This window comes from Bacillus sp. V5-8f (assembly GCF_002863565.1).
Classification (GTDB): domain Bacteria; phylum Bacillota; class Bacilli; order Bacillales; family DSM-1321; genus Peribacillus.
Genome location: NZ_PGUW01000001.1, coordinates 374,306 through 398,908, shown reverse-complemented (window position 1 = coordinate 398,908; position 24,603 = coordinate 374,306). Strand labels below are relative to the sequence as shown.

At 40.2% G+C, this 24,603-nt stretch carries 21 protein-coding genes, 2 tRNA genes, 1 pseudogene and 1 riboswitch; of the genes and pseudogenes, 17 read left to right on the top strand and 7 right to left on the bottom strand.

Annotated features, from left to right (window positions below):
• Positions 1-166: 166 nt before the first annotated feature.
• The 10 genes from CUU64_RS01785 to rlmH all read left to right on the top strand — a co-directional run bounded on the left by CUU64_RS01785 (position 167) and on the right by rlmH (position 8,707).
• Positions 167-242, top strand: a tRNA-Asp gene (locus CUU64_RS01785).
• Positions 243-522: 280 nt separating this feature from the next.
• A tRNA-Phe gene (locus CUU64_RS01780) sits at positions 523-595 on the top strand.
• Between the two features lie 324 nt (positions 596-919).
• Positions 920-1,627: a response regulator YycF gene (yycF, locus tag CUU64_RS01775; RefSeq protein ID WP_101631550.1), complete on the top strand. Its 708-nt coding sequence runs from the start codon at positions 920-922 to the stop codon at positions 1,625-1,627.
• A gap of 4 nt (positions 1,628-1,631) precedes the next feature.
• A complete protein-coding gene (gene walK, locus CUU64_RS01770) occupies positions 1,632-3,476 on the top strand; it encodes a cell wall metabolism sensor histidine kinase WalK (protein ID WP_101631549.1) in 1,845 nt (614 codons plus the stop codon).
• A complete protein-coding gene (locus CUU64_RS01765; RefSeq protein ID WP_101631548.1) occupies positions 3,473-4,828 on the top strand; it encodes a YycH family regulatory protein in 1,356 nt (451 codons plus the stop codon). The genes walK and CUU64_RS01765 overlap by 4 nt, the downstream gene beginning before the upstream one ends.
• Positions 4,815-5,615 (top strand): two-component system regulatory protein YycI, encoded by an 801-nt coding sequence (locus CUU64_RS01760; protein ID WP_101631547.1) that lies wholly within the window; start codon positions 4,815-4,817, stop codon positions 5,613-5,615. The genes CUU64_RS01765 and CUU64_RS01760 overlap by 14 nt, the downstream gene beginning before the upstream one ends.
• Positions 5,616-5,620: 5 nt before the next feature.
• Positions 5,621-6,415: an MBL fold metallo-hydrolase gene (locus CUU64_RS01755; RefSeq protein WP_101631546.1), complete on the top strand. Its 795-nt coding sequence runs from the start codon at positions 5,621-5,623 to the stop codon at positions 6,413-6,415.
• Between the two features lie 168 nt (positions 6,416-6,583).
• Entirely contained in the window at positions 6,584-7,810 is a 1,227-nt protein-coding gene (locus CUU64_RS01750) for a S1C family serine protease (RefSeq protein WP_101631545.1), read from the top strand.
• 175 nt (positions 7,811-7,985) lie between these two features.
• Entirely contained in the window at positions 7,986-8,144 is a 159-nt protein-coding gene (locus tag CUU64_RS01745) for a CxxH/CxxC protein (protein ID WP_101631544.1), read from the top strand.
• An 83-nt stretch (positions 8,145-8,227) separates the two neighbouring features.
• Positions 8,228-8,707 carry a 23S rRNA (pseudouridine(1915)-N(3))-methyltransferase RlmH gene (gene rlmH, locus CUU64_RS01740; RefSeq protein ID WP_101631543.1) on the top strand — a complete coding sequence of 160 codons (480 nt, stop codon included), beginning with the start codon at positions 8,228-8,230 and terminating at the stop codon, positions 8,705-8,707.
• A 102-nt stretch (positions 8,708-8,809) separates the two neighbouring features.
• Here the strand turns inward: rlmH and CUU64_RS23035 are convergent.
• Positions 8,810-9,141 (bottom strand): annotated as a pseudogene (locus CUU64_RS23035) (DUF3732 domain-containing protein).
• Positions 9,138-9,368: a hypothetical protein gene (locus CUU64_RS01725; protein ID WP_101631540.1), complete on the bottom strand. Its 231-nt coding sequence runs from the start codon at positions 9,366-9,368 to the stop codon at positions 9,138-9,140. The pseudogene CUU64_RS23035 and the gene CUU64_RS01725 overlap by 4 nt, the downstream one beginning before the upstream one ends.
• Positions 9,369-9,515: 147 nt before the next feature.
• Here CUU64_RS01725 and CUU64_RS01720 point away from each other — a divergent pair, with 147 nt between their 5' ends.
• Positions 9,516-10,655: a zinc-dependent alcohol dehydrogenase gene (locus CUU64_RS01720; RefSeq protein ID WP_101631539.1), complete on the top strand. Its 1,140-nt coding sequence runs from the start codon at positions 9,516-9,518 to the stop codon at positions 10,653-10,655.
• Between the two features lie 154 nt (positions 10,656-10,809).
• On the opposite strand, the gene CUU64_RS01715 is transcribed toward CUU64_RS01720, so the two are convergent.
• Entirely contained in the window at positions 10,810-11,199 is a 390-nt protein-coding gene (locus CUU64_RS01715) for a winged helix-turn-helix transcriptional regulator (protein ID WP_101631538.1), read from the bottom strand.
• A gap of 148 nt (positions 11,200-11,347) precedes the next feature.
• On the opposite strand from CUU64_RS01715, the gene CUU64_RS01710 reads away from it, so the two are divergent.
• On the top strand, positions 11,348-11,866 hold the full coding sequence (locus tag CUU64_RS01710; protein WP_101631537.1) for a DJ-1/PfpI family protein: 519 nt from the start codon (positions 11,348-11,350) through the stop codon (positions 11,864-11,866).
• A gap of 275 nt (positions 11,867-12,141) precedes the next feature.
• Positions 12,142-12,279: a hypothetical protein gene (locus tag CUU64_RS01705; RefSeq protein WP_180954422.1), complete on the top strand. Its 138-nt coding sequence runs from the start codon at positions 12,142-12,144 to the stop codon at positions 12,277-12,279.
• A 162-nt stretch (positions 12,280-12,441) separates the two neighbouring features.
• Here the strand turns inward: CUU64_RS01705 and CUU64_RS01700 are convergent, their stop codons facing one another.
• The gene (locus CUU64_RS01700; protein WP_101631536.1) at positions 12,442-13,350 is read right to left on the bottom strand and encodes a Gfo/Idh/MocA family protein; all 909 of its coding nucleotides are present in this window, start codon (positions 13,348-13,350) and stop codon (positions 12,442-12,444) included.
• Positions 13,351-14,089: 739 nt separating this feature from the next.
• On the opposite strand from CUU64_RS01700, the gene CUU64_RS01695 reads away from it, so the two are divergent.
• The gene (locus CUU64_RS01695; RefSeq protein WP_101631535.1) at positions 14,090-15,598 is read left to right on the top strand and encodes a malate:quinone oxidoreductase; all 1,509 of its coding nucleotides are present in this window, start codon (positions 14,090-14,092) and stop codon (positions 15,596-15,598) included.
• A 395-nt stretch (positions 15,599-15,993) separates the two neighbouring features.
• Complete coding sequence (locus CUU64_RS01690) at positions 15,994-17,241, top strand: ATP-binding protein (protein ID WP_101631534.1); 1,248 nt, start codon at positions 15,994-15,996, stop codon at positions 17,239-17,241.
• Positions 17,242-17,425: 184 nt separating this feature from the next.
• Here CUU64_RS01690 and nspC read toward each other — a convergent pair whose 3' ends face one another.
• Together nspC and CUU64_RS01680 are read right to left on the bottom strand one after the other, a co-directional pair.
• Positions 17,426-18,553, bottom strand: coding sequence for a carboxynorspermidine decarboxylase (nspC, locus tag CUU64_RS01685; protein WP_101631533.1), 1,128 nt, complete (start codon positions 18,551-18,553; stop codon positions 17,426-17,428).
• A 1-nt stretch (position 18,554) separates the two neighbouring features.
• On the bottom strand, positions 18,555-19,790 hold the full coding sequence (locus CUU64_RS01680; protein WP_101631532.1) for a saccharopine dehydrogenase family protein: 1,236 nt from the start codon (positions 19,788-19,790) through the stop codon (positions 18,555-18,557).
• A 1,105-nt stretch (positions 19,791-20,895) separates the two neighbouring features.
• Here CUU64_RS01680 and CUU64_RS01675 point away from each other — a divergent pair.
• Together CUU64_RS01675 and CUU64_RS01670 are read left to right on the top strand one after the other, a co-directional pair.
• Positions 20,896-21,945 (top strand): LLM class flavin-dependent oxidoreductase, encoded by a 1,050-nt coding sequence (locus CUU64_RS01675; RefSeq protein WP_101631531.1) that lies wholly within the window; start codon positions 20,896-20,898, stop codon positions 21,943-21,945.
• A gap of 131 nt (positions 21,946-22,076) precedes the next feature.
• Positions 22,077-22,166: riboswitch (cyclic di-GMP riboswitch) on the top strand.
• 42 nt (positions 22,167-22,208) lie between these two features.
• Positions 22,209-23,081, top strand: a complete 873-nt coding sequence (locus tag CUU64_RS01670) for an amidase (RefSeq protein ID WP_101631530.1) — start codon at positions 22,209-22,211, stop codon at positions 23,079-23,081.
• 155 nt (positions 23,082-23,236) lie between these two features.
• Here CUU64_RS01670 and CUU64_RS01665 read toward each other — a convergent pair whose 3' ends face one another.
• Positions 23,237-24,583 (bottom strand): GntP family permease, encoded by a 1,347-nt coding sequence (locus tag CUU64_RS01665; protein WP_101631529.1) that lies wholly within the window; start codon positions 24,581-24,583, stop codon positions 23,237-23,239.
• Positions 24,584-24,603 lie beyond the last annotated feature (20 nt).

Here is a 24,603-nt window from a genome sequence, read left to right as displayed (position 1 = left end):
TCGAATCCCGTAGGGGTCACTAAAAAAGCGGAAGTGCCTCAAATTAAGGAACGTCGACTAACTTCTGCCACGTCCTGTGGCAACGTCGACGTCAGCACATCCTCTGCAAGGCTTATGACCTCGAAGGGCTAGGCACTTTAGCTAGACATCATTATATAAAAAGTTTGGTCCCGTGGTGTAGCGGTTAACATGCCTGCCTGTCACGCAGGAGATCGCGGGTTCGATTCCCGTCGGGACCGCCATTTATTTTTCCAAAAGAGAATATATGTTATATAAGCTTACCAAAAAAACTCTTATATATGGCTCAGTAGCTACGAGAAAAGCGTTTATGAAAATTCTACGAGTTGCGGAATTTACTTCTTGGAAAGAGGTAAATGGAGCACATAGTTGGTAGAACAACTAGCATAAGCATCTTGATTACCCTTTGAGTTGTACCCAACGAACTGCTTCTTGCATAACTTTCTGAGTTGGGGACAAAGGAAAAAAATCAAGCTTCATTTAGATAAACAAAAATCTTATATTGGCTCAGTAGCTCAGTTGGTAGAGCAAAGGACTGAAAATCCTTGTGTCGGCGGTTCGATTCCGTCCTGAGCCATCTTTTAAATAAAACGCCCATTCGGCGTTTTTTATTTTGCCTCTTTTCTCATTGCCCCCCAATAAAGGAATAATCAGGCCCCCAAAGTGTATTGGAAGTTTTCAGAGAAGAACTGAAATTTATAAAACTGGTAAATATTCTATTTTGGATAAATCACCTTCCTTAAAGATGATTTCACACGTATAAAATGATAAAGTAGAATAGAGAACATGCGTCTTTGTCTTTTATAAAAGATGAAGACGTTTAACTGAAATTTACCAGCGGCCCTGTTAAAGGTATGGGCCATCTTTCTATATTGCAGAATCTATTTAAAGGGGAAAATCCATGGAAAAGAAAATTCTTGTTGTAGATGATGAAAAACCAATTGCGGATATCTTGCAGTTTAACCTAAAGAAGGAAGGCTATGAGGTTACATGTGCGCATGACGGAAATGACGCAATCCGGCTGGTGGATGAGATTCAACCGGACCTTATCTTACTAGATATCATGCTGCCGGGGCGCGATGGCATGGAAGTCTGCCGTGAAGTCCGGAAGAAATATGAAATACCAATTATCATGCTTACAGCAAAGGACTCTGAAATTGATAAGGTACTTGGGCTAGAGCTTGGGGCGGATGATTATGTGACAAAACCGTTCAGTACCCGTGAAATCATTGCCCGTGTGAAGGCAAACCTGCGACGCCAGGCATCGGTTCCCGCTCCTGAATCTGAGGAAGAACCAAAGGAGATTGCAATTGGCACTCTAGTAATCCATCCTGATGCTTACGTCGTGTCTAAAAGGGGCGAAACGATTGAATTGACCCATCGTGAGTTTGAGTTACTTCATTATTTGGCAAAACATATTGGACAGGTAATGACCCGAGAACATTTGCTTCAAACGGTATGGGGGTATGATTATTTCGGGGATGTGCGGACAGTGGATGTTACCGTGCGCCGGCTTCGAGAAAAAATCGAGGATAATCCAAGTCATCCCGGCTGGATCGTGACAAGAAGAGGGGTAGGATATTACCTCCGCAATCCTGAACAGGAGTAGCCAGATGAGAAAGGTAAGCTTTTTCCGTTCTATACACTTAAAATTTGTACTCATCTATGTGTTGCTTATTCTGGTTGCGATGCAAATCATCGGTGTATATTTTGTGCAAGGCCTCGAAAACAAATTGGTTAATAATTTTAAAAGTTCGACTTCTGATAATATTAACCTTCTCACATACAGCCTTGGGGAAGAAATGAGAACCTATTTGCAAACCGGGGTACCAGATGAGGCTGAAGAAGCTAGATATAGGGAAAATATCCGGACGATTCTAGAGGATAATCCTTCTTCTGATCTCGATGAAGTGCGAGTCATTGACAGCAGCGGCAGGGTTATTGGTACTTCGAAAAATGATAATCAAGGCATCGTAGGCAAGAAAACTACCGAGACCTTGGTGAAAAGAGCACATGCCTTGGGAAATGCTGAAGATGAAACGAAGCGTGATCCAAAAACGGGCAATCGTATGTGGATTCTTGCCACCCCGATAAAGGATAAGGATGATAAGGTTATCGGGATCGTTTATTCGATTGCTGACATGGAGACCGTGTACGAATTAATGAAACAAATCAATCAAATTTTCATTACCGGAACGGCTATTGCTCTTGGAATTACTGCGATTCTTGGTATCTTGTTGGCCCGGACTATTACCAGGCCGATGTCTGATATGCGTAAACAAGCACTGGCGCTCGCCAAAGGAAATTATTCAAGGAAAGTAAAAGTATACGGCAATGACGAAATCGGGCAGTTAGCCATCACTTTTAATAACCTGACCAGGAAATTGCAGGATGCCAATTCAACTACAGAAGGTGAGAGGCGGAAGCTTTCCTCGGTGCTCGCGTATATGACTGATGGAGTAATTGCCACAGACCGGAGAGGAAGAGTGATCCTCATTAATGAACCTGCGGCAAAATTGCTGGATGTTTCACGTGAAACAGTGTTATCCCAGCCAATTATCACACTCCTTGGCCTAGAGGAAAGGTACACCTTTGATGAGCTATTAGAAGAAAGAGAATCAGTGATCCTGGATTACAGTACTCATGTAGAACCATATATTTTACGCGCCAATTTCTCTGTGATTCAAAAAGAAACGGGTTTTGTAAATGGGTTGATTACGGTCCTTCATGATATAACGGAACAGGAAAAAATTGAGGATGAACGACGTGAATTTGTCGCGAATGTTTCCCATGAGTTGCGGACGCCGCTTACAACGATGAGAAGCTACCTGGAGGCACTGGCGGATGGCGCTTGGAAGGATGAATCGCTTGCACCCTCTTTTTTGAGTGTCACCCAAAATGAAACAGAGCGGATGATCCGGCTTGTAAATGATTTGCTGCAGTTGTCGAAAATGGACAGTAAGGATTACAAGCTTTCCAAGGACTGGATAAATTTCACCAAGTTCTTTGACCATATCATTGACCGTTTTGAAATGACGATAGAGGAGCATATAACGTTTCACCGGGAGATACCGTCTCATTCCTACTTTGTAGATATTGATGAAGATAAAATCACCCAAGTGCTCTACAATATCATTTCTAATGCGATTAAATACTCACCAGAAGGCGGTAAAATTACGTTCCGGATTAAAGAGGAATCGGAAAAAATCGTAGTCAGCATTAGCGACCAGGGAGTAGGAATACCAAAGAACAATCTTAGTAAAATATTTGAAAGGTTCTACCGGGTTGATAAGGCACGTGCCAGGAATCTCGGGGGAACCGGGTTGGGATTAGCGATCGCCAAGGAAATGGTAGAGGCCCATGATGGGGAAATATGGGCAGAAAGTAAGGAAGGAAAAGGTACAACCATCTTCTTTACCCTTCCTTATGAGCAAGAACAAGAGGATGAGTGGTCATGAGCTTTGAGGGGGCAAAAAATATCATTTTAACTGGTTTAGTAGCTGCCAGTGCGTTATTGACTTGGAATATATGGACCTACCAGCCCGAATTAAAGAAAATTGACCAGAATGAATTTGTAAAAGACGATAGTGAAAAACAAGAAATCTCAGAAGTGGTAAAACCTGACCGCATAATCTTCCATAAAGGTGGAAAACACTTTCAAACCAGTGATTTGGGCGAAATAAACAGCATACAATCAGCAATTGGCAAATGGTCTCTATATAATTTTAAAGATGTCTCACAGTTTGTGGGGAAGAAGAAATTCCTCTCTTTTGTTCATGCAGAGGGAAATACGGAAGTGGTTTTTCCCGATCATGTTCCCTTGAATGTGTATCAATCGCTTTTGAATATTGATGACAAGGAATTTCCTAACATGTTGTTCGACCGGATCATTTTTAAAACAGAGCCAGGCTTGATTGAAGGAAAGGTTTATTTCATCGACTATGAGTTAAAAAAAGTGTATCAATCACAGGTAAGTACCGCCCATTTGAAAAACTTTAACACTACATTTGCAAGCCGGGCGAATGAGTATCCGGAATACATCTCTCAAGAGATTGCAAACCGCATGATTTTCTTGCCAAAGGAACCTACTCAATTAAATCAGTTCAAATATTACATCGACTATATGGATATTGATGAAAGCTTTATAGATACCCTTTTTACGAACCCGGATAAAGTTGTGCAGGAACCTGTTACACGGGGAAAGGAATATACAGATGGTTCAAAGCTTCTCTCGGAATTCCAAGATTTCTCAACGATTGAATTTGTGAACCCAGCCCAAAGGAATTATTTGAATGAGGTGGCCCCGGTGGATGATCTTCTCCAAAAAAGCATCGATTATGTAAGCAATCATGGTGGATGGGAAGATCATTACAATAATGACGGGAAATCCAATATTGAATTCCGCTATTCTGCCCTTAGTGAGGAACAGCAGAAGGTAGTATTCCGGTTATTTAAGAGTGGATACCCGGTCTTTAATGAACAAGGAATGTCTGAAATTGAACAGACATGGGGCGGTGAGGAAATTTATCGTTTCCGTAGGCCCTACTTTACTATTGACTTTCCGATTGAAACGGAAAATTCGCGTAAAACCAACCTTCCTTCCGGAAAACAGGTCCTGCAGCAATTCACGGAAAATAGCAATATTGAATTGTTGGACTTGGAAGATATACGCATTGGTTATCAATTATCAAGGGATCCGCAGGAGCCAAAATTAATAGTGCTGGAACCTTCCTGGTTCTACCTGCATGGCGGTGCATGGACTGTTTTGCCGATAAAAGAACCGGTAGGTGGAAAAGTTGGACTGGAGTAAAACAAAGACAATTTTTATCATGGTATTCCTTGTTCTTGATATTTTTCTTCTCTATCAATTTCTTGAAAAGAAGAAAACAAACCAAATGGATTATTTAACGGTAACTTCAACGGAAGAGCAAATGAAGCAAGAGCAGATTACTATTCCCGATGTGCAGAACGAACCGGTAAAAGAAAGTATCCTAATGGCAAAAAGAAAAGAGTTTTCAAAGGAAGATATCAAGGATGATAAAAATCAGGAATGGTTTTTTGATAACAAAACAAGGCTAATTGCCACTTTAAAGAAAACGACTATTGTAGGCAAAGACTTTGACCCTAATCAACTTGCTGAATTCCTGAAAGAGAATATTTACGAAGGACAAAGCTATAAGTTCTGGGAGTTTGATAGGAGTAACAATACGATTATTTATTATCAAAGCTACGGCAACAAAACATTCTATAATAATACAAATGCAAAATTGGTATTGAGACTGAATGAGAAACGGGAAATCGTCAGCTATGAACAAACGTATCTGGAAAATATCAAACCGATGAACAAAAAGGAAGAAATCTTGCCGGTAAACAAAGCGATAGTAGCGCTATACAGTAAAGGTGCTCTACCAGAAAATACAGAAATAACGAATGAGGACGTGGAGCTTGGCTATTATAGTCTTCTTAAATCTTCCTCCTCTTCTTATTTGTTAACACCAACCTGGCGTATTTCCGTAAACGGCAAGGATATGTTTGTGAAGGCATTTGATGGGGAAGTCATTGAATTGGATACAGAAGAAAAAATACAACTGGAGTGAATTTCATGACCATGCATTTTAGTGTACTCGCCAGCGGGAGCACAGGAAATGCCTTTTATGTGGAGACAGAGGACCATTCATTTCTTGTGGATGCAGGTCTAAGCGGCAAACAAATGGAAGCTCTTTTTTCAGAGATTGGGCGAGATATGTCTAAGCTGTCAGGCATTCTTGTCACCCATGAACATAGTGATCACATTAAAGGCTTAGGCGTTGTGGCAAGAAGATACAATCTTCCAATTTATGCGAATGATAACACATGGCAAGCGATGGAACGGTCCATTGGTGAAATCCCGCTAGAACAAAAGTTCACATTTGGGATGGAGCAGGTGAAGACGTTCGGAAGCCTGGAGATTGAATCTTTCGGTGTTTCTCATGATGCCGCTGAACCGATGTTTTATATTTTCCACCAGGGCGATAAGAAGATTGCGCTGATTACGGATACAGGCTATGTGAGCGACCGGATGAAAGGTATGATCTCCAATGCTGATGTGTATATTTTTGAGAGTAATCACGACGTGGGAATGCTGCGAATGGGAAAATACCCTTGGAGTGTAAAAAGGAGAATCTTAAGTGATGTAGGGCATGTATGCAATGAGGACGCGGCCATTGCCATGAGTGAAGTTGCAGGGGACAAAACAAAACGAATTTATTTGGCGCATTTAAGCCTTGATAACAATATGAAGGATTTAGCAAGGATGTCAGTGGAACAGACTCTCCAGTCGAGGGGCATTGCCATTGGTGAGCAATTCTCACTGTACGATACCGATCCTAAAAAGCCAACGGAACTGGTAAGTGTGTGATAAAAAGGAATGGGAGCTTATGCTCTTCATTCCTTTTTTTATGAGAATTGGGCAGCTTCTCACGGTTCTTTTTTTTAGAAATTTTCCGTTCAATGAGTATAATTAGGGGTATAAATAATCACTAGGGATTATTATTGTTTGATTTTGAATGGAGAGGGTTGATCAAGCTTGGGATATTATGATCAGGACTATGAAAATCGAAGCCAACGAAACAGAGGGAGTCGTAAAGGCTATTTCCTTGCTGCTTTGGCGGGGATCATTATTGGTGCTCTTTTGGTGATGGTCGCCTTTCCTAGGCTTGGGATCGGCAATTTAGCTGGAGATGACGAAAGCACTGCTACCGAGGATGCAGCCGGGCGTGAAACGGACACAAATGGAATTAAACAGAATGTAACTGTTGACGTTAATACAGCGGTTACGAAAGCTGTTGATAAAGCAAGCGGGGCTGTGGTGGGCATTACGAATATACAGCGTTCGGACTTTTGGAGCCAGGGTGGAGGACAGGATGCAAATGAAGCCGGTACCGGTTCCGGGGTTGTTTATAAAAAAGCAGACGGAAAGGCATGGATTGTAACAAACCACCATGTAATCGAAGGTGCAAATGAGCTTGAAGTGACATTGCAAGATGGAACTAAAATTCCTGCAAAAATAAGAGGAAGCGATCCTTGGACTGACCTTGCAGTAGTTGAAACAGATAGCGATAAGGTTAAAACAGTTGCTGAATTTGGAAAGTCCGCAGCATTGAAGCCTGGCGAACCGGTTCTTGCCATAGGGAACCCACTTGGACTTCAATTTTCTGGATCGATTACCCAGGGGATCATTTCAGGTTTAGAGCGTACGATCGAAATTGATATTAACCAGGATGGGGAAGTGGACTGGAACGCTGAGGTAATCCAAACAGACGCGGCAATCAACCCAGGGAACAGCGGAGGTGCCTTGGTCAATCTAAATGGACAGGTGATTGGAATCAATTCCATGAAAATTGCGCAGGAAGCGGTTGAAGGAATTGGCCTTTCGATTCCAATCGATTCAGTCATCCCTATTATCTCAGATATTGAGAAATATGGTGAAGTAAAACGCCCATACATGGGTGTGAATCTGGCGTCTGTAGAGGAAATTTCCCACTACCATCAGCAGAACACTTTGAATCTGCCTAGCAATGTTACAAGTGGTGTGGCCGTTACAGGCGTACAAATTGGTTCACCGGCATCCAAAGCAGGTTTAAAGGAATTTGATGTTATTGTCGAGTTGGATGGAAAGAAAATTGATGATGTGGTTGCCTTGAGAAAATACCTATACAACGATAAGAAAATCGGTGATGATGTCAAGGTTACTTATTATAGGGACGGAAAAAAACACAATACTACGCTCCGGCTATCGGGAGAGAGCATGTAAAAAAACAGGAGGCTTCGGCTTCCTGTTTTTTTGATTTGAGGTTTGACTTTGGGTTGCTGCCTTTTCGGGGTTTTGTTACGATACATTGTGGATAAACGGAAAGAAAACGTTGAAAACTGTTAATGTGGATAAACCGATGAAAAAGCTATTAATAAACCAAAGGAGTAGATTTTAGATGATTTATTGCTGCCAGGAACATGTGGAAGTAGCCTTGGATACAATAGTTGATGAGCATGAAACCTATCCTACTTTAAATGAAGTTCCAAAGGAAAAGCAATTATCAACAAGCTGTGAATATTGTCGAAACATGGCGGTATATATGGTAGGGAACTAATATTCGCATACAACATGTGGATAGAAAATGTGGATATGTGGATAAGTTATGTGGATAAGTTGTTTGTAAAGTGGGGATGAAATGTGAATATCACAATTGTAACGGTTGGTAAACTAAAAGAAAAATACTTGAAACAAGGAATTGATGAATATTTGAAAAGGTTATCGTCTTATGCAAAGGTCGATATCATAGAACTTGCCGATGAAAAGGCACCTGAAACGTTAAGTGACGTGGAAATGTTGCAAATTAAAGAAAAAGAAGGCGAGAGAATTCTCAGCAAGATCAGTGCTGATGCCCATGTGATCGCTCTGGCGATTGAAGGGAAAATGAAATCATCGGAGGAACTGGCTGATACCTTGGACAAGCTTGCGACTTACGGAAAAAGCAAAGTGGTATTTGTCATTGGCGGTTCATTGGGATTAAGCAAGTCTGTCATGCAGCGGGCGGATGAAGCTCTCTCATTTTCTAGAATGACCTTTCCACACCAGCTGATGCGGTTAATTTTGGTGGAGCAGGTTTACCGGGCGTTTCGGATTAATCGGGGGGAACCGTACCATAAGTAACTGCAAACCTTATAAAAAAATGAAGCTTAAATATCTAATTAATCGTTAAAAAGGCAGATAAATTTTATTTATGCCTTTTTAAAATTAAATGTTAAAACTTTTTTAATATGGATTACCCGTATCATCGAATCTAATAAGAGCATTGCCATCCTTAAATTCTTTATCAACAAGATGGAAGTTTTTCAGTTTTGACTCTTGCCAAATTGACTTTGGGATATGCTCTAAAACAATAATCTGAAAATCTTTATGCAGGTCTTTATTTATATAAGTAATAAAATTGTCCAATAGTTTCATTGCTATTTTAATATTAGCCCTATCTGTATGGATTACATCATTCCATTCTTTTTTTCTTTTTTATCTTCTTCACCAAAATAAGGTCTGCTTGGTTGGTCAAGTATTAACCAATTAGGAACATATGGTGATTCTTTCCTCATAATCCAAACGGAATGAAGAAACAAGTGTATCTTGTCGCCTTTATCGATGATGCCTTATGTAAATCTTTACATAAGGCATCGTCAATGAAAATAACCAGATAGGCCATCGCCTTCTTGCCTGGTTTTTCCGGATCCGGGTGATAAAGCGTGTGCTGCACATCGCCCTGCCATATGCTATTTCGGTGAGCGGCTTCAAACAGACGAAAGTGACTCCATGCGGTATTCATTAACGCTTCGTCTTCCGTCTCCTTTCTTGTTCTTAGGCGCTCCGCGGCTGTCGAAAATACCGTACATCGAATGTATAATCCTCACTCTCCACTTCCATAATAGAAGCAGCATGCATATTCAAGGCATGCCATAACAGGAGGTTGATTATGAAGGCTGTAACTTTCAATGGCGTGAAGAACATGCAAGTGACGCAGGTCGCGGATCCTACGATTCAGAAAAAAGACGGGATTATCGTCAGGATCACCTCGACCGCCATATGCGGTTCCGATCTCCATATATACCAGGGGGCGATTCAAGCCCAAACCGGATACGTGGTCGGACATGAACCGATGGGCATCGTCGAAGAAGTGGGCCCTGAGGTTACAAAGGTCAAAAAAGGGGACCGGGTCGTGCTCCCGTTCAATATCTCGTGCGGCAGCTGTCATTACTGCCAGCATGAAATGGAGAGCCAATGCGACAACTCCAACCCCAATCCCCAAGTGGATACGGGAGCTTACTTTGGGTTTACCGAACGTTACGGGAATTATCCGGGCGGACAAGCCGAATTGCTTTACGTGCCGTACGGCAATTTCATGCCTTTCGTTATTCCGGAGTCATGCGAATTGGAGGATGAGAAGCTCCTGTTCCTGTCCGACGTGCTGCCGACGGCCTATTGGAGCGTGGACAATGGCGGCGTGAAGCAGGGGGATACGGTGGTGGTGCTCGGATGCGGCCCTGTCGGCTTGATGGCGCAAAAATTCGCCTGGATGAAAGGGGCCAAACGGGTCATCGCGATCGACAATCTCCCGTACCGGCTGAACCATGCCAAAAAAATGAATAACGTCGAAATCTTCAACTTTGAAGATTTCCAAGACATGGGGCTGCATATAAAAGAAATAACGGGCGGGGGTGCGGATATCGTCATCGATTGCGTCGGAATGGACGGCAAGAAGACGCCATTGGAGGAGGAAGAGCAGAAGGCCAAGCTGGTTGGCGGAACGCTCAGCCCGATCAACATCGCGATGAATGCGGTGCGGAAATTCGGCACGATTCAGATTACGGGGGTATACGGTTCTAAATACAACCAGTTCATGTTCGGAAACATTTGGGAACGAAACGTGAAGCTGACCATGGGACAGGCGCCCGTGATTCATTACATGCCGATGCTGTATCAAAAAATTATGGCAGGCGAGTTCGATCCGACGGAGATCATCACGCATAAAGTGCCGCTCGATCAGGCGCATAACGCGTACAACACCTTTTACAACCATGCGGACGAATGCATTAAATTCGTCCTGAAGCCTTAAAAACAAAAAGACAGGGATGACTCAAAGTATCTGCACTTTGAGTCATCCCTATCAGTTCTATTCTAAATCAATTAATCAGTCGAATTTGATATCGCGGGATTAGATTAAATGAGCTCCACCATCGATAAGTACCGATGTACCAGTAAGCTTATGCTTAATTGTTTAATTCCGAAATATCCATTTCTTTTATGATTTCTGCTATCCGATTTTTTCCCCATTCGTACATCATTTCAACGATAGGAAGTAAAGTCATCCCCAATTCAGTCATGGAATATTCTACTTTCGGTGGAACTTCTGGATAAACTTCGCGATGAACTATTCCATCTTCCATCAGTTCTCTTAATTGATTCATTAATATTTTATGAGAAATTTTTGGAAAAAGCCTTTGGAGATCACTGAATCGATGTGGTCCTTCTACCCCTAAATGCCATAAAATAACAATTTTCCATTTCCCACTTATAATTGATAAGGTAAGTTCTTTTTCGCAATTATAATCACCATTTATGATCTTTTCTTTAACTTCATCTCTAAATGTATCTGGCATAAATTCTTACCTCCTTATTTGTATCAATTGTAACCTGTCGGTAACCTCCTTACAAAAAAGTGCATTCTTCACAGTGAAGAAAACAAGCAGTAGAATGAAATGGTCGTCTTACCGGCAAATCTTTTTCATTAATGAGGAGGAACTACAAATGAGTAAAAAAGCACTTTTAATTATACCACCAGAACGTTTCAATGAAGACGAATTATTTCAACCAAAAGCGGAATTGGAAAGCAACGGAATTGATGTGACAATTGCAAGTACAAAAACAGGTGAAATCATAGGGGATTATGAAGGTAAAGCAACTGCTGAGGTAATTTTCTCAGACGTTTTTGCTTCTGACTATGATGTTGTATCTGTTATTGGTGGATCTGGTACGAACGATCATCTATGGGAAAATCAAGAATTACAAGACTACTTGAAACAAGCGTATACTAATAAAGTTCTTGTAACAGGAATTTGTGCAGGTGCGGTTACTGTAGCTAAAACGGGTTTACTTACTGGAAGAGAAGCAACTTGCTATCCAGTAGATGTACAAAAAGACCAATTAAAAGCGAATAAAGTAACATATGTTGAAAAACATGTTATTGCTCATGATGATATTATCACTGGTGATGGTCCAGATGGCGCTAAAGAATTTGGAGAAGCTTTAGTAAAAGCATTAAGCTAATTCTACAGTCTCATCGCTGAATTTTCATATAATCGAAAGCCTACGGAACTAATTCCGCAGGCTTTTTACAGACGAACAGAGAAAACAGCTTTTGCATTTGCTAATCAATAAAATTACGATAGCTAATGACCGTAAAATGAATCGATACAAATTCAAATGAATAATGAAGTGGTTAGGCACTTTACAAAGCAGGGAGAAGATAAATCATCCAGTGACGATGATTTATCTTCTCCTTTTTCCATTTTTATCAACCTATAAGGGGAGCGAGCAATAACATGAGCGTGATTAAAGTATTTAGACATTATATGGAGGAACAGCATCCACATTTGGCATATAAAGACTGGAATGTAGATGTTAAAGCCATATCAGCGGACGACATAAGGAACGGGGAGCTAGGCAAGTATTCCGGTTGAATTTAAGAAAGAACTAACGTGTTGGGTATTCTTCTATGATGGCGATGCATCGAATGTTGTTTACTTATTACGGGGAACCTTATTATAAATAAAATTGGTTTTGTTTACTAAAGAACGATAATGAAAAAACCAATGTTAAACCTACATTGGTTTTTTCATCTATTAAGCTTCAGAATTTATAGTCTTAACAATCCTCTCACAAATCTTATGGGTAATCAATGAATCGTCTATGGATGGGTCAGGAGTTTCGTTGTTTTGCACGCATTGTATAAAGTGATTGATGATCTGATAAAAGCCTCTTTTTTGCAGTGTCGGTACCCAATCGCCGAATTTAACAACATTGGAATCTTTACTATGATAATGAGTGGTTTCGACAAGATTATCCACTACATATTTGTGATGACCGGCATGGTATTCTATGATTTCTTCTGTCACGCCGCCGTTTCTATTCATGATTCCGATAGCGGTACATCCCTCTCCAGTCAGCTGTATGATGACATGGTTGAGGAGCTCTTTCTCCTTAAGAAACTCTACTTTTATGTCTTGAACATCTGTATTCATAAGAAATCTAAGTGTATCTACAACATGGATGAAATCCTCTACAATAAATCTCCTTACATGATCTGGCGCGGCATATCGGTTTTTTTGTATCAAGATGAGGCTTGCTTTTCCACTTTCCTTAAGCTCTCGTACTCTAGGAATGAAACGCCTGTTGAAGCCAACCATTGCAATCTTGCCTTTTTCTTTTGCCAGGGAAACAAGTCTTTCAGATTCTTCATAATTCAATGAGAGGGGCTTGTCTATGTACACATGTATCCCGTTTTTTAGCAATTTTTCCCCGATTTCAAAATGTGACTCAGTTGCCGTGCTGATAATGGCAGCATCAACTTTTTTGCTTATAAGATCATCCACATTGTCGGCAATTTTAGGAATCCTGTATTTATTGGATAAGCTGACAAGAGTGTCGGTATTTCTTGTGCATAGTACGAGTTCGATTCCTTCTTTTTCTGAAAGGACTGGCAGGTATGCCTTCTTAGCGATATCTCCTAATCCAATAATGCCAACTTTCATTAATCACACCTCATCTATATATAGTTCGTTTTTATGGCTCATTAAAATTATACCTTTTCATCTAAATCAGTGTCAGCAAGATAAAAGCATACTTGGCCCCGGAACTCCCACCCCCAATAATTAATGCATCATAATATAAGTCTTCTTCCAGTGGAGCGTATGAGGGAGCGTCGGGAAAAGTAGTTGGCTAATAAAGGGTTCCAGATTGTAAGTTCATTTTCATCCTCCAGCTAATAAAAATTTCCAACCTTTGTTTTTGCATGCATACAAACCAAATGTTCCATAATGTATATAATATAAAAGCGTTCTTGTGGAGATACTAAATGGAAAATTTATATTGTTGCTTGACAAGGTACTTCATAGGTAAGGAACAAACATCCCACAAGTAATGAAAAAACATAGAGTGCTAATTTACTAGTATCAGCAAACTAAGGCTTTAACTCTTACCAAAAGTAGAGTTCAGGTCTTAGTTTTATGTAGTTTAAGGGACTTATGGGCGGAATTTACGCTTTTTTGCCAACAGGTAATAAGTTAAAATTATGAAAAAGCATTAGTTATTTTAATATATAAATTATTATAAATAGTAGATATTTTCGTCTATATATCATTATAATAGATATGATATGGTTATATTTGAAACAGAAAAAAAGGTGTGTCCTAGGTGACGCCTTGCTTTTTATAACACCTAAGCAAGTGCGCCTACTCTTTATTGCAAATATAGAGGATAAGGAAGGGTATAATGAGCAACGTACAGAAGAACACAGACGTTATCTTAATTGGTGCCGGAATTATGAGTGCGACGTTAGGGACAATCTTGAAAGAATTAAGGCCGGATTGGAATATTAAAGTGTTTGAGAAGTTAGAAAAAGCAGGAGAGGAAAGCTCTAACGAGTGGAATAATGCGGGAACAGGCCATGCAGCACTGTGCGAACTTAACTACACTGTCGAAAAACCAGACGGATCTATAGATATTAGTAAAGCAATTAACATTAATGAACAGTTCCAGGTTTCTATGCAGTTTTGGTCTTACCTTGTAAAAGGCGGGCTGATCAAAAATCCACATGACTTTATCATGCCTTTGCCTCATATGAGTATGGTACAAGGGGAAGAAAATGTAACTTTTCTAAAGAAACGCTTTAAAGCGCTGTCAAACAATCCCCTGTTCAAAGGGATGGAATTTGCCGAAGATCCTGAAAAACTGAAAGAATGGATTCCACTCATCATGGAAGGCCGGACATCAAATGAACCGATTGCGGCAACAAAAATTGACACCGGAACAGATGTTAACTTTGGTGCTTTAACACGCATGTTATTTGACCACTTAAAGACTAAAAACGTGGATATTAAATACGAACATAGTGTTGATAATATTAAACGTGCTAGCAATGGATCGTGGGAATTAAAAGTGCGTAATGTCAATAGCGGCAGTGTTCAGCGCCATACAGCAAAATTCGTCTTTATCGGAGGCGGGGGCGGAAGCCTACATTTACTGCAAAAGTCCGGTATTCCTGAAGGAAAACATATTGGCGGATTCCCTGTAAGCGGAATTTTTATGGTATGTAATAACCCGGAAGTTGTAGCACAGCATCATGCAAAAGTGTACGGCAAAGCGAGGGTGGGCGCTCCACCAATGTCTGTTCCGCATCTTGACACACGATATATTGACAACAAAAAATCGTTATTGTTTGGACCGTTTGCCGGTTTCTCGCCCAAGTTCTTAAAAACGGGTTCAATGTTTGATTTAGTCACTTCCGTAAAACCGAATAATGTCTTAACGATGTTGGCGGCAGGCGCAAAAGAGATGGCATTGACAAAATACCTCATCCAGCAAGTTATGTTATCGAAAGAACAGCGTATGGAAGAGTTACGCGAGTTCATCCCGAATGCGAAAAGCGAGGACTGGGACTTAGTAGTAGCAGGCCAACGTGTGCAGGTTATCAAAGATACGGAGTCAGGCGGCAAAGGAACACTTCAATTTGGCACGGAAGTAATTACTGCTGCTGATGGCTCGATTGCTGCATTGCTAGGTGCTTCTCCAGGTGCTTCTACGGCTGTTCATGTTATGCTAGAAGTAATCAAAAAATGCTTCCCGCAACAAATGAAAGAGTGGGAACCAAAACTCAAAGAAATGATTCCTTCTTATGGCCTGTCACTATTGAAAAACCCAGAGCTTCTGAATGAAATTCATACTTCAACAGCGACGGTGCTTGGTTTAAGTGAAAAAGAACGGTCGATCGTTAATCTATAGAATAGAAAACTCACGAAACCATCTAAAAAACAATGTTCAACAATAGACAATCGTTTCTATTAAAAAAGAGATTCAAAGTTAGAGATAAATAAAATTAAAGAATTGAGTAACATACAGTATGGTTGAAAATAAAACATAGAGCCTTTGATCTTTCTTTGGATTGAAGGTTCTTTTTTTAGTATAAACCGGTTAGAGAGGATAGGGTAAACCGTAACATATAGCTCCAGTAAACAGCTTAGCTTATAAAGTTGAACTGTTTTTAAATAAACTATTTCTTTGGCTAATTACTTTATAATATAGTATTTTTGTTTAGTAATAGTACTTTTTAATTAAAGAAATAATAAATTAAATTCTCCGTGATCCAGCCTGAAGGGAAAAGAATTGGGGTGAAAGCTATGTCTACGTATAAAGAAAACCTCCAAAGATCGGATTCATCTCAAGAGGAATTAGAGGTGTATAAACGATTAATCGAAGAACTTCCTATAGATATAGATTATATGGATGCGAAAACCAATATAAGAATTAGGAAAAAGAAAAATGAAAGAGCTATTCTTATGGAAGAGGTTAAGGGAGAAGATACGCAAAATAGCCAATTAAAGTTTCTGTCTACTGGATATAAGTTTGAGCAACTCGAAACGTTTTTACAATCAATGCTCGATGTAGTACCTCATCATATTGTGTTTATTGATAAGGATGGGATGATTACTCTTTGTAACAAACAAACGTTAATAGATTTGAATGAGACCAAAGAACATGTAATGGGCAATCATATTTCTAACTTATTAAAAATAGATGAGACACAAATTAAATTGCTAGAAACGCTAAGGACTGGGAAAGAAATTTATAATGAAGAAGTTCTAGATTCAAACTACGGAATTATCAATACTAGAATCATATATGATGATAACGGCAATGTATTGAGGGTGGTTGGTCTCTTCCATTTCTTAAATTATTTAAAAGAAGCGGAAAAAATGAATATGATCGGGCAAATATCAGCAAGTATCGCTCACGAAGTCAGAAATCCGTTAACAACGGTACGCGGATATTTGCAGCTTATAGGGGAAGGACAGCTAGAGGCAGATTCAACCTTGTTTCGTACACTGTTAATACCAGAGCTAGACCGGGCAAATAAAATTATAAGTGACTTCTTAATGGTCTCAAAGTCATCGCCAATGACGAAGGTACCTGAGCGGGTCAGTGATTTAGTAGCCCATTTTGAGGGTCTGTTGTACAGTGAAGCCATTCTGAAAAAAGTAGATCTAGTTGTGAACATTAGTGAGTCTTTAGAAGACATTCTCATTTTAGTAAATCAAAGTGAACTCATTCAGGTATTTATAAATTTATTTAATAACGCAGTAGAATCAAAAGGAACCAAAGACCTGCAGATTCAATTAGTATGTACGAAAGAAAAGAATGATATCATCTTCCAAATCAAAGATAATGGGAGAGGAATCGAAAACCAACATTTAAAGTATATTTTTGATCCTTTTTTCTCTACAAAGGATACCGGAACGGGCTTAGGATTGTCCCTTTCAAAGAAAATTATTGAGCTACATGGAGGGACTCTGTCTGTTTGTAGTACTCCGCATAAGGGAACAGTTTTTACAATTAGAATTCCAGTTCACGGTGTGAGAGAAGCCTAACCAGAACACGATATTTTATGGTTCAAGTCCGCTTGTTGCAACCATTTACGAAAGCTCACGAAAGGAACTGCCACTCATTGCGTGCCTATTTGTTAAGAAAAAACCAGACTCTAAAAATAGGAGTCTGGTTCATTTTTTGTTGCACATCTATATTGAAGGACACCCGTCCGGTTACAAATGCCTTTTATGCGAGTCTCATCTTAAAATCCTGATAGCCAAACTCGCGTACGACTTTACAATCTCCATCTTTGCCTTTCACTGCAATCGCTGGTAATGGCATACCATTAAAGGTGGTATTCTTAACCATGGTATAAATTGCCATATCTCCGAAAACTAAACGATCGCCGCTCTTTAATGGCTGGTCAAAAGAATAATCTCCAATGATATCTCCTGTAAGGCACGTTTGGCCCCCAAGCCTATAAGTGAATGGCTTCTCGCCAGCTTCCCCTGAGCCAAAAAGAGGAGGACGATAAGGCATTTCTAAAACATCAGGCATATGGCATGTAGCAGACGTGTCAAGAATAGCAATATCCATACCGTTTTCATGTAAATCTAATACGGAGGTGATGAGATAACCCGCATTAAGAGCAATGGCTTCTCCAGGCTCTAGATATACTTCTAAACCGTATGTATCCTGCATTCTTTTAATACACGCTTCTAATCTTGGAATATCATAATCTTCTCTTGTAATATGATGGCCGCCGCCAAAGTTAATCCATTCCATTTGCGGGAGCCACTGGCCAAACTTTTCTTCCACCGCATTTAGAGTAGTTTCCAAATCGTCAGAGTTTTGCTGGCAAAGTGTATGGAAGTGCAGTCCTGAAACACCCTCAAGCAGCTCTGGACGAAAGTGTTCGCTGGTCACACCAAATCTAGAACCTGGTGAACATGGATCATAAATGGCATGGCCAATTTGTGTTGAATGTTCAGGATTAATGCGCAAGCCGACTTTTCTCCCGGCTTTAAGCGCCTTTTCCTTGAATTTTTCCAACTGTGAGAAGGAATTAAAAATAATATGGTCACATAATGAGATAATTTCATCGATTTCATCATCACGGTAGGCAGGGGCAAAGACATGATTCTCTTTGCCCATTTCTTCGTAACCTAACCGCGCCTCGTACAACCCGCTTGCTGTTGTACCAGATAAATATTTTCCAATGAGGGGATACATTGTTGTCATCGAAAATGCTTTTTGTGCTAAAACAATTTTAGCTCCTGTCCGTTCCATGACTCCGTTTAGGATTTTTAGGTTTTTTTCAACAAGACCTTCATCGACGACATAGCACGGAGTCGGTAATTCTTCAAACCGCATTTTAACGGACTAGCTCCGATTCACTTTTTTTTACAGGCTCATCAACAAGCACTGGATTAAAGTCTTCTACCCATGGAAGTCCCCATTTATTCAATTCTTCCATGAATGGATCTGGATCAAATTCTTCAATATTGTATACGCCTGGTTTGTTCCACTTTCCGGTCATGATCATCGCTGCACCGATCATCGCAGGAACACCTGTTGTATAGGAGATTGCTTGAGAACCAACTTCTTCGTAGCACGCTTGGTGATCACAAACATTATATACGTAATACGTTTTCTCTTTGCCGTCCTTTTTCCCTTGGATGATACAACCGATGTTAGTTTTTCCAACTGTACGCGGTCCAAGTGTAGCAGGGTCTGGTAAAACAGCCTTCAGGAACTGAAGAGGAATGATTTGTTTTCCTTCAAATTCGATCGGCTCAATGGAAGTCATTCCTACATTTTCAAGGGCCTTTAGGTGAGTTAGGTAGCTTTCGCCAAATGTCATGAAGAAACGGATACGCTTAAGCCCTGGGATGTTTTTAGCAAGAGATTCGAGCTCTTCGTGGTAAAGAAGGTACATGTCTTTCTTGCCAACTTCAGGGAAGTTATAAACGCGTTTGATTTCCATTGGTTCCGTTTCAATCCATACACCGTCTTCCCAATAACGACCGTTTGCGGAAACTTCACGGATATTGATTTCAGGGTTGAAATTCGTTGCAAAGGGATAGCCGTGATCCCCGCCATTGCAGTCAAGAATGTCGATATATTCAATTTCATCAAAATAATGCTTTAGTGCATAAGCAGAGAATACACCGGTTACACCTGGATCAAATCCACTGCCTAAAAGAGCTGTAATCCCGGCTTTTTCAAAGCGCTCGCGGTATTCCCACTGCCATTTGTATTCAAATTTTGCTGTATCTTCAGGTTCATAGTTTGCTGTATCCATATAGTGTGTCTTTGTTGCAAGACAAGCATCCATAATCGTTAGATCCTGGTAAGGCAAAGCCAAGTTCATGACGATATCAGGTTTTACTTCTTCAATTAAAGCAATCAGTTCGTCAACATTGTTTGCGTCAACCTGGGCAGTCGTAATTTTTGTTTTGCCGCCGTCCAGTTTTGCTTTTAATTCGTCACATTTAGACTTAGTACGGCTCGCAATACAAATCTCTTCAAATACATCACTGTTTTGTACACATTTATGGATGGCTACTGATGCTACTCCACCAGCGCCAATGATAAGCGCTTTTCCCATTCTGTTATCTCCTAACTAAATAGATTTTTAAAGCGAAGAGAAATTCCATAACAACCTAACTGCGTAGCATTTGCCTCTTGCAAGATTTGCCGGAAACGGGTGAATGTGAATAACTCGGCAAAATAAAAAGCAAGTGCAAAAAACGCATAATCGCGCATCACACTTGCTTTAGATATAATCATCCTATTTAAAAAGCATGGAAACTCCATAACAGAAGCAATTTGCACATAAAAATTGCGTCTTTTGTAAGAAAGCTCTTTAAAATTCAGAATATATCTTAGGATCAGAGTCTAATAGCAAATAATTACTTTTTCCACTCTTATTGACCGTTTCACAAGTTGATGTGCATCTGCACTGGTTGTAAAGTAACCAACTTATAAAATTTGAGCTTTTAACTCAATCAATAAGGCAACTAAAGTTGCCGATCGGCATTTGACCCGGCTGTCCGTATGGCCTTAACATCCTCGGAGGGAAGTGGTCAAAAATTATCTGCTTGGAAAGATCCCAATATATCGAATAGCAGCTTTCCAATTTACGCACTTTCTATATTACCACATTCAAGATATATGGCAATGATAAAATCCAAATTATTTTTGGATTTTTAAGGCATAACTGTAAGTGGAAATATTCATTGGTTAAATCATGCTGATTATAGAAAGCATTACGTACACCCTATCATAGTTGTTGCTTTTTTTTCAATAAAAATACTCATGTCTCTATAAAAAGGGAAAACCACGGCCGTGATGTCTAGGGACACCTCCTTCCTTCACTTGTTAACTATGAATAAATAATATGTTCTATGCTTTTTTCGTTTTCTTTTGCTAAGTATCCAGTAACTTTAATCGATTTGAGATAATGGGGTGGTGTTTTAATAGTTTTACCGATTCTCTTTATTATCTTCGTTTAAAGTCATCCCTTTGAGCCATCGTCAATAATCAATATCTTAAAGCTTGGGTAATTGCTGGATAAAATAGAATTAACCAATCCTTCTTAATGAAGAAACCTCGACTTTCCAGTATATTAAAAGTATTGAGATAAATATGAAATAAGAAGCGTAAAAATACTTTTCTGTTGTAAAAATAACTCGATTTTGGAGGGAATGTAATTGGAGATAGGGATCAGCACGTTTGTAGAAACAACACCTGACGTTCGAACGGGGGACGTAATTAGCCATGCCCAACGATTGCGTGAAGTCGTTGAGGAAATTGTACTTGCTGATCAAGTAGGGCTGGATGTATTTGGTGTAGGCGAGCACCATCGTGAAGATTTTGCAGCATCCTCTCCAGCTGTTGTGTTGGCTGCTGCGGCTTCACAAACGAAGCGTATCCGGTTGACGAGTGCGGTTACTGTACTTTCCTCCGCAGATCCTGTTCGGGTGTTCCAGGATTTTGCTACACTTGATGGAATCTCGAATGGTCGGGCGGAAATCATGGCGGGCCGAGGTTCTTTTATTGAATCGTTTCCACTATTTGGGTATGAGTTAAAAGACTATAATGAGCTCTTTGAAGAAAAGCTGGATCTGCTGCTAACGTTACAAAAATCTGAAGTAGTCTCCTGGTCTGGTAAATACCGCCCAGCCATAAACAATCGTGGTATATATCCTCGTCCAGTGCAAGACCCTTTACCTATATGGATAGGGAGTGGGGGCAACAGTGAATCAGTCATTCGAGCAGGCATGTTGGGACTACCACTGGTTCTGGCAATCATAGGAGGACGACCTGTCCAGTTTGCTCCACTTGTCCAGCTGTATAAACAAGCAGCTGCCCAGGCTGGCCATGATATTTCCAAACTGCCGGTTGCGTCCCATTCACATGGTTTTATATGGGAAGATAACGAAACGGCGGCAGATAAATTTTTTCCTCCGACTCAACAAGTCATGAATGTACTTGGAAGAGAACGGGGCTGGGGTTATTATGACCGGGCAGCATTTGATGCGGCACGCAGCTTTGAAGGAGCACTGTATGTCGGAGACCCGCAAACCGTGGCACAAAAAATCATTCACCTTCGAAAAAAAGTAGGGATCACAAGGTTTATGCTGCATGTCCCAGTTGGGAGCATGCCACATGCGGATGTGATGAAAGCCATCGAGCTTTTAGGGAAAGAAGTGGCCCCGATTGTACGAAAAGAAATTGCAGCTTGGGAAGCCGTGGAGTAAACTTTGTCTACTGCTGTGTATACTTAATAATATGAAATGTTTTTTTAACAATCGGTAAAATGTTTTTCTATAAAATGACAAATATTATCATTACTTTACAAAGAGGATGGGGTATAATAAAGAAAATAATTTTCTGAAAAAGGCAAACTTCTTCGAAAGGGAAGGACGCAAAGCCATGAGCCTAAGCACATGTTGTTGTGTATGGTCGTCAGGTTGCCAGGTTCCATTCTGTGAGCCTTGGCTGACAGAATGGAGGGCAAAAAATGAAAAAGGTAGTAATGGCAGCTATTGTATTGTTCCTGTCTCTTGCTGGGGGTTTTGGAGGGAGTGCGAAAGCAGCGGTTACCGAGACACATGCTACATGGCTTTGGAATCCATGGATGATTGTTAACGATGAATCAGGGACTATTGCTTTTTTGGAAGAGAAGAATCTGAACAAGGTTTATTTGCAAATTGACCGCGACATTCCTATAACTGTTTACCAAAGCTTTATTGAGAAAGCCTCTTCCAAGGGGATGAAGGTTTATGCACTGGATGGCGCACCTCAGTGGGTCGCTCCAGATGGCTACAAAAGCTTGGATCTATTAATGAATTGGTTAAAAACTTACCAAGATGGATCTTCTTCTTTCCAAAAGTTTGCTGGTGTACATTTAGACGTAGAGCCTTACTTATATAGTGGATGGTCCACTAATCAAGCATCTACTGTCAAAACATATCAAGCATTATTGACGAAGGCAAAAAGCAGTACAGCGGCTTTAGCTCTTCCACTGGAAGCTGACATACCATTCTGGTTTGATGAAATTTCGTATAAAAACACATACGGAAAAGGGATTCTTGCTGAATGGATGATAGCGAATACTAACAGTGTTACAATTATGGCTTATAGGGATTCAGCATCAATGATTATTGAATTAGTCACAAAAGAAATGGCCCTTGCAGGGAAATATAATAAACAGCTGGTTATCGGTGTAGAAACTGGACAGACGAGTGAAGGTGGAATGCTGACCTTCTTTGAAGAAGGACAAGCCTATATGAATCAGGAACTGGATAAGGTTAAAGATTTTTATGCCGGTACACCTGGGTATAGTGGAATCGCCGTTCACCATGTTGGCAGTTGGATGACAATGAAACCATAAAAGATAGGAGTGCCGTTCAGAGAGTGACGGCGCTCCTATCTTTTTATGAATAAAGTAAGTAAAATGTCCTATTGATAAAAAATAGTGCCTGTCACAACCCGAAATATATCGAATAGGTATCGACAAAATCTGGGAAGTTACAGACACTTTTTCTATTATACGAATAAGCTTAGTAACAGGATAAATCCAAGTCCGGCTACCGATATGATTGTCTCAAGTAAAGTCCATGTAGCAAAAGTTTCTTTCATGCTGAGACCGAAGTACTCTTTGAACATCCAGAAACCAGCATCATTAACATGGGATGCTATTAAACTACCAGCGCCAGTTGCCAGAACGACTAGAGCGAGGTTAACGTCAGTTTGGCCCAACAATGGAATCACTAATCCAGCCGTTGTTAATGCAGCTACAGTAGCAGATCCCAAGGAAATACGTAAGATGGCTGCAATTACCCACGCCAGCAGGATAGGTGATAAAGAAGTCCCTTTGAACAATTCAGCTACATAGTCGCCAACACCGCCATCAATCAATACTTGTTTGAAAGCACCGCCGCCCCCGATGATCAAGAGCATCATACCAATATGTGAAATGGCTGTTGTACAGGATTCCATCACATTTTTGATTGGGATTTTTCTTGCGATTCCCATTGTATAGACGGCAACTAATAGAGATATCAACATCGAAGTACCAGCTTCACCAATAAAACGGATTGCAGCTAGGAAACTATTATCTTCAAATCCTATCGTTTTTTGAACTAGAGTAATAATTGTTGCGATGGACATTAAAATAACAGGAAGTAAAGCTGTGAAAACACTGATTCCAAAACCAGGCGTGTCTTCAAGTTTGAATTCTTTTTGTTCACCTAAAGAGGCAATATTACCTGTTTTTGTGAATGATTGAGGTACTAGCTTTTTAGCAATTTTCGTAAATACAGGTCCAGCTAAAATAACCGTTGGAATTGCGATAATAAAACCATAAAGCAAAACTTCCCCAATGTTAGCGCCATATTCACCAGCAATAACAGTTGGTCCTGGGTGTGGCGGCAAGAAACCATGTGTAACGGATAAAGCTGCTGTCATCGGAATACCGAGATACAGGATTGAAACCTTTAATTGTCTTGAGATTGCAAATACAATTGGAATTAATAGAACTAAACCTACTTCAAAAAACAGTGCAACCCCGATAATGAAAGAAGCAGCTACAACCGCCCATTGGATATTTTTTTCACCGAATTTGTTTACGAGGGTCATCGCAATACGCTGAGCTCCCCCTGAATCCGCTATCAATTTACCCAACATTGCGCCAAGGCCAAAAATTAATGCTAAGTGGCCAAGTGTTCCGCCTAATCCTGCTTCGATTGTTTTCACGATTTGATCTAAAGGAATTCCAAGTGCTAGAGCGACACCGAATGATACAATAATAAGCGAAATAAAGGTGTTTAGTTTTAAGCCCATAATTAAAAGCAGTAATGCTACAATCCCAATTGCAACAATGATTAATGGCATTTTAATTCCCCCATGTAGTT